The organism is Streptomyces sp. NRRL S-495 (genome assembly GCF_000966955.1).
In the GTDB taxonomy this organism is placed as follows: Bacteria; Actinomycetota; Actinomycetes; order Streptomycetales; family Streptomycetaceae; genus Kitasatospora; species Kitasatospora purpeofusca.
Window position 1 is genome coordinate 1 of the sequence record NZ_JZWY01000402.1, and the last position, 393, is coordinate 393.

The 393-nt window shown below is 70.0% G+C and carries 1 pseudogene; it reads right to left on the bottom strand.

Going from position 1 to position 393, the window contains the following annotated elements:
* Window positions 1-164: 164 nt before the first annotated feature.
* A pseudogene (locus tag VR45_RS44335) lies at window positions 165-393 on the bottom strand (hypothetical protein); the annotation flags it as partial.

The following is a 393-nucleotide window of genomic DNA, read 5'->3' on the forward strand; positions in this document are numbered from 1 at the left end:
GTCCAGGCGCGCGGCATCTGACGTCGGCCTCGCCGGGCCTCGTTGGGTGTGCGCGGTGAGCCAGGTGCCGATGCGGCTCCATGAGGTCAGGACGTCGTGATCAGCTGTTGTCATGATGGGCAGTCTGCCTCACCGGGGTGTCAACGGCTGAGGCTGTGCAGCACTCACGGGGAGCGAAGCTGATGGTCAGGCTGCCACTGCGGTGAGGGCCGGGGTGGGGAGGCGGTGTTCTCGTCGAAGGGTTCGTGGTGCTGGAGGCAGTGGTGGAGCTGTCCGAGCAGGCGGCTGAAGAGGTGGCGTTGGGCGGCGGCGTGCCAGTCTCCGTGTTCGCGGCGGGCGCGGTAGTGGGCGCCGGCGCCGGGTGGGGTGCGCAGGGAGGAGAACGCCCAGAGG